The sequence below is a fragment of the Flavobacterium sp. SOK18b genome (genome assembly GCF_014156605.1).
Taxonomy (GTDB): domain Bacteria; phylum Bacteroidota; class Bacteroidia; order Flavobacteriales; family Flavobacteriaceae; genus Flavobacterium; species Flavobacterium tiangeerense.
The window spans coordinates 1-6,047 of sequence record NZ_QKNZ01000136.1; the positions used below are offsets into that span (position 1 = coordinate 1).

The 6,047-nt window shown below is 30.8% G+C and carries 3 protein-coding genes; all 3 read right to left on the reverse strand.

Features of this window, described 5'->3' with window-relative positions; all coding sequences use genetic code 11:
• Positions 1-75: 75 nt before the first annotated feature.
• Positions 76-1,362 (reverse strand): DEAD/DEAH box helicase, encoded by a 1,287-nt coding sequence (locus DNC80_RS14905; protein WP_182651890.1) that lies wholly within the window; start codon positions 1,360-1,362, stop codon positions 76-78.
• 356 nt (positions 1,363-1,718) lie between these two features.
• Positions 1,719-2,579, reverse strand: a complete 861-nt coding sequence (locus DNC80_RS14910; RefSeq protein WP_182651891.1) for a neutral zinc metallopeptidase — start codon at positions 2,577-2,579, stop codon at positions 1,719-1,721.
• Positions 2,580-2,643: 64 nt separating this feature from the next.
• On the reverse strand, positions 2,644-6,047 hold a 3,404-nt coding region (locus DNC80_RS14915; protein ID WP_220485261.1), incomplete at its 5' end, for a PAS domain S-box protein.

The following is a 6,047-nucleotide window of genomic DNA, read 5'->3' on the forward strand; positions in this document are numbered from 1 at the left end:
AAAAAGACCGTAAAATCATGTTTTGATTTACGGTCTTTATTTTTTTAATAATTACAGGTTTTTCACTTACAATAATTACCTATTTACACGTCTATCGTTGTTTGAGCTAGTAGTACGTCTATTTCCCAAATTGTTTGTTTTTTTGGCTGAATCCACTTTAGGTTGTTTGGGTGCAGAAAAACGTTGCGTTCTACCTTGTCCTTGTTTTATAGGCTCTTTTGAGGCGTTTGGATCTGGTTCAAAACCCTTTATGTTTTCTTTTGGGATTGTTAACCCAACTAATTTCTCGATATCTCTTAAAAAAACAGTCTCATCAGGACTAAACAATGAAATTGCTTTACCATTTGCACCAGCACGACCTGTTCTACCTATTCTATGAACGTAATCTTCTGGGATGTTAGGTAATTCAAAATTTACAACATGCGGTAATAATGGAATGTCTAATCCACGAGCAGCAATATCTGTTGCAACAAGAGCCGTTAAACTTCCATTTTTAAAACCTTCTAAAGCTTTTGTTCTAGCGCCTTGACCTTTGTTACCGTGAATTGCAGCTGCTTTAATACCAGCTTCATTCATAAACTCAGTTAGTTTATTAGCGCCTTGCTTGGTTCTTGTAAACACTAAAATTTGTTTCCAGTTCCCTTCGGTAATCAGCTTTATGATTAATTCTGTTTTTTTCTCTTTCGCAACAGGATAAATGAGTTGGGTTATGGCATCTACAGTGGTATTTTCTGGAGTTGCTTCAACTTGAATAGGATTTTGAAGAATTCCCATCGCTAGTTTTTTAATATCTTTTGAAAAAGTTGCAGAGAAAAGTAAGTTTTGTCTTTTTTGAGGTAAAACTTTTAGTACTCTTTCAATGTCACGTAAAAATCCCATATCCAGCATTCTATCTGCTTCATCAAGAACTAAAATTTCCACTTTTGCAAGTGAAATCAAACCTTGATTGTGCAAGTCAATAAGTCTTCCTGGTGTTGCTACCAGAATATCAATGCCTTGACGTAATTGCGTTACTTGTGGATTTTGATTTACTCCACCAAAAATAACAGTGCTTTTTAAATCTAAAAATTCGCTGTATTCTTTGATATTTGCTAATATCTGAGCTGCTAATTCTCTAGTAGGTGTTAATATCAACGATCGAATTGGACGATTGCGAACGGGTTGTGTTTGAGACAACAATTGCAATATTGGGAGCGTAAAACCTGCTGTTTTTCCTGTTCCAGTTTGAGCAGATGCTAAAACATCTTGGCCTTTAAGTATGGGAGGTATTGCTTTTTGTTGAATTGGAGATGGGGTAGTGTACCCTTTTTTGCTGATTGCTTTGAGTAAAGAATCAGATAAACCTAATGAATTGAATGACATAAATTGTATTTACGAAGCAAACACATTTATATATTTTGCTCCTTTAATTTGGTGCAAAGGTATGTCATTATTTTGGATATCTCTTGATTGATAGGTTTTCTTTGTTCAAGATACTTGTGTAAAGTACTGTTTTACAGCACAAAGAGGGTTTTGTATAGGCTTTTTAATCACTTTGTTGCTTGTGAAAACACTATATAATGATGAAAATGAAAACAATAATTAGATAACAATTCCTTAAAAATGATGCTCTTTTCACGAATAAGAACATTTTTGAGTCAAACCTGCCAATTTATTTTTGGATCAAGTCCAATAGAAAAAATATGGCATGCAGTTGCAATACTACATGCCATAATGTATTAATTAATTTCTTCAAAAGTATTACCTTGTTTGATATCGCCAGTTTTGTAACCTTTCATAAACCAAGCTTTTCTTTGAGCCGAAGTTCCATGAGTAAAGGATTCCGGAACAATATGCCCCTGCATTTTGGCTTGAATAGCATCATCACCAACAGCATGTGCAGCGCTTAAAGCTTCATCAATATCTCCTTCTTCAAGAAAATTATTCATTTTTTGATTATAATGGGTCCAAACTCCCGCATAAAAATCTGCTTGTAATTCTAATGCTACAGATAGTTTATTAGCTTCTGCCTCACTTTTTCCTTGCTGCATTTCTCTCATTTTGGCCGAAGTTCCTAGTAGTGTTTGTATGTGATGTCCAACTTCATGTGCAATTACGTATGCAGTAGCAAAATCGCCACCTTGAGCACCAAACTTAGTTTTTAGTTCTTCAAAAAAAGATAAATCCATGTATACTTTTTGGTCCGCAGGACAATAAAATGGTCCCGATGCTGACGTTGCGCTTCCACATTTAGTGTCTACAGAATTTGAAAAAAGAACTACCGCTGGATTTTCATACTTTCTATTATTTTCTTCAAATATTTTTTTCCAAACATCCTCATTATCTACAACGAGAAAGTTTATAAATTCTTTTTCTTTTAGCTCTTCTGGTGTGAGTGCTCTTTGTTCAGTGGGAGCACTTTGGCCTTGATTCATTTGCTCAAGAATGGGAGTCAACATTTGTGCATTTTCGCCACCAAAAGTATTTAATAATAATATTACAATACCTAAAATACCTCCTCCTACTATAGTTTTTCCTCCTGAAGACATTCCTCTTCTGTCATCTAAATTTTCGCTTTGACGTCTGCCACTCCATTTCATAAATTATTTTTTTAGTTGATTGATTTAAAATTTAAAATTACATATTATTTTAACATTAGCAACATTACTTTTTATTTTGGATTATCCACTTTGTAATAGTGTCGCCTATTATTCCTTTTATAATTGGTTTTGATATGTAATCATTCATCCCAGAAGCAATACATTTTTCTTTTTCTTCTTTTTCTGTACCTGCAGTTATGGCTATTATAGGAACTGTTTTTCCATTTTGTAAGTTTCTAATGCATTGAGAGGCTTCGTATCCATTCATGATAGGCATTTGAATATCCATAAAAATAATATCAATTGGAGTGTTTTCAAATTTTTTAACAGCCTCTAAACCGTTGATTGCTTCATGGATTTGAATTTGATAGGGTTCATTTTTTAAAATGGTTTTTAAGAGTAACATATTTACTTTGTTATCTTCTGCTATCAAAATATGTATTACCTTAATATTTAAATCGTTTACTAATTTGGGATTGTTATTAATATTAGGGCTATTTTTTACTAAATGTTTATGTTTAATGACGTTATCAGTAACTTTTAACTTCAGGTCAAAATAAAAAGTACTTCCTGCATTGACAGCACTTTCTAGCTTTAATTGACTGTTCATAAGACCTAATAATTGATTGGATATTGTTAATCCAAGTCCTGTACCTCCAAATTTTCTAGTAGTGGATCCATCTTCTTGTGAAAAAGCCTTAAAGATCTTCTTTTTATTTTCTTCTAATATCCCAATACCAGTATCAACTACTGCAAAACGAATTGTTGCGTATCCGTTACTTATAGGTTTTACTGCAGAAACAATTAATTTTATTGATCCAGTATCAGTAAATTTTACTGCATTGGCAAGTAAGTTGATAAGTACCTGCTTTAATCGAACACTGTCTATCAAATAATGTAAAGGAATGTCTTTGTCTACAATTAAATCTAGGTGTAGTTTTTTTTGGTTTGCTTCATAGTGTATCAAATCAAAAACTTGCAAAAGCATATCTTTTAAATTGCAAATTTCAAAATACAACTCGAGTTTTCCAGCTTCAATTTTAGAAAAATCAAGAATATCATTAATAATATTTAGTAATGAATGTGCTGATTGACTTATTGTGGTCATGTATTTTCCCTGAGTTTCACCTAGATTTGTACTCATTAACAAATCAGTAAAACCTATAATACCGTTTAAGGGAGTTCTTATTTCGTGGCTCATATTTGCCAAAAAATCTGATTTAGCTTTATTTGCTGCTTCGGCAAGTTCTTTTTCTTTAACAATTGTTTCGGCTTGTTTTCTTTCGGTGATATCAATAAATATACCTTCAATAAATGCAATTTTTCCGTTTTTGTAAATAGTATCGCCAAACTCTTCAACCCATACAATATGGTTTTTTTTATGAATAATTCTGTAGGTAAGGTGAATTGGTTTTTTTGAGTCGATCGCTTTTTTTTGGGCTTCAATAGTTTTAATTTTATCATCCGGATGAATCAAATCTATAAATAAAACTTTATTGTTTAAGAAATCTGATTTGTCATAACCTGTAAGATTCTCTATTTCATCATTTATATAAATTTTTGTACTTTTTGCATCATAATTAGAGAGGTAAACAGTTCCTGGAATATTATTGGCAAGCAACCTGAATTTTTCTTCGCTTTCATAAATTGCATTTTCATTTGTAATTCTTTCCAATGAAAAACTAATGTTTTGAGCTAATGTTTGCAAAATATTTATTTCATCATCAGACCAAAATCTTTCAGTCTCGGTGTCATCAAAACCAATGAAACCGTGAAATTTATCTCGCACAAAAATTGGAAAAAGAATGATGGAAAAAACGTTAATACTTTCTAATTTCTGTCGGAGAGATGTGTTTTCAATTTGGGGTACTACAGCAGTGTAAATACTATTGGATAACAAGGGAGTTAGTAATTCTTCAAAATATTCATGAGGCAGCTCCTGTAGTTTTTGATTGACTTCATTTAATGTGTCATTTTCTATAATCCATCTGTATTTTTGACTGATCGTTTTTGTTATATCATTATTTTCATAAAAATAAGTTCTGTGTGATTTTGTTGCTTTCCCCATAATCACTAAGACATCAGAGAAAATAGCATCGATATTATTACTTTTTAAAAACTTTTCAGTACAAAGTGTCATTGCAGATAGTAATTCACTTTTATACTCTAATTTTTTTTCTGTTTCAAATCTACTTTGTGATATTAATGTCAATGATATGATATCTGCAATTGCTCTTGCAAAATTGATATCTTCATTATCCCATTTTCTTTTATTTTTTATGGTTTCAAAAGATACTATTCCTATTAAATCACCATCAATAAAAAATGGAATATCGAGTACAGATTTTATATTTAATACTAAAAAATACTCTTCTATAAACTCTGATAATTCATGCTTTTTAAAAACATTGGATGCACAGATTTGTTTCTTACTTTGAATGGAATCAATGTAAATAGGATAATCTTTTTTTTCTAATATAGTACCTTTATCAAAAGTTTGGCTTTCTAAATTGTATAAATTTTGACACTTAATTTGGTCTTTTTCATATTTCCAGTAACTCACGCGATCGCATTTAGAAACGATAGATGCAGTTTCTAATACTTTCATTAATCGAGTTTCTAAATTGATATAACTGCTAAAATTGGTAGTAGACAATTGTGTAATTGTTCTGTTATATTCGTTTACTTTTTTATGTCTTATTTTTGTATTTTTTTTAATGTTTTTTAGTACTGTAATGTCTCGCGCAATTGCAGAGAAAGCTACTATTTTTCCATCTTTATTTTTTCGGACTGTTACTTTTTGAGAGATCCATATTTTTTTCTGATTCTTTTTGAATAAAGGAAACTCAATAGTAGGGAAATGATTTTCAAATTTATCTAATCTAGAGTAAAATTGAACTATTTCATTTAAATAGTCAGTATGTATGAATTTGGAAAAATGCTGTCCAATGAGTTCATTTGAATCAAAACCCAGAGATTTGATTGTAAAATCATTAACAAAAGTTAAATAACCTTTATAATCCACTTCATAAATTAAATCAATAGCCCCTTCAATTGCATTTTTATATTGCTCTTGAATCAGAACTTCTTTTGTAACATCCTGGCCAATTCCTATGATTAAATTATTTGAGAATTTTTTATCATTCCATTGAATGTATTTGTATTCTCCATTTTTACACTTTAATTTTCTTACAAATATTTTATCATCTATAAAGTCTTGAATTTCTTTTTCATTATATAAATCATAGTCACCAGTGCGTTCCCAATATCCATAACCCAATACTTCCTCTACAGTATATCCTAAAATAGAAACTATATTCTCGCTACAAAAAACAACCTCTCCTTTTACATTTGTTGCCAAAACCAGAGAGTTTCCCTTGTTTATAATTTGATTGTGAAATGACAGTTTACTTTTTAAGTTGATTATTGAAAGATGTCTAATATAATTAATGATAACAACTATAATGC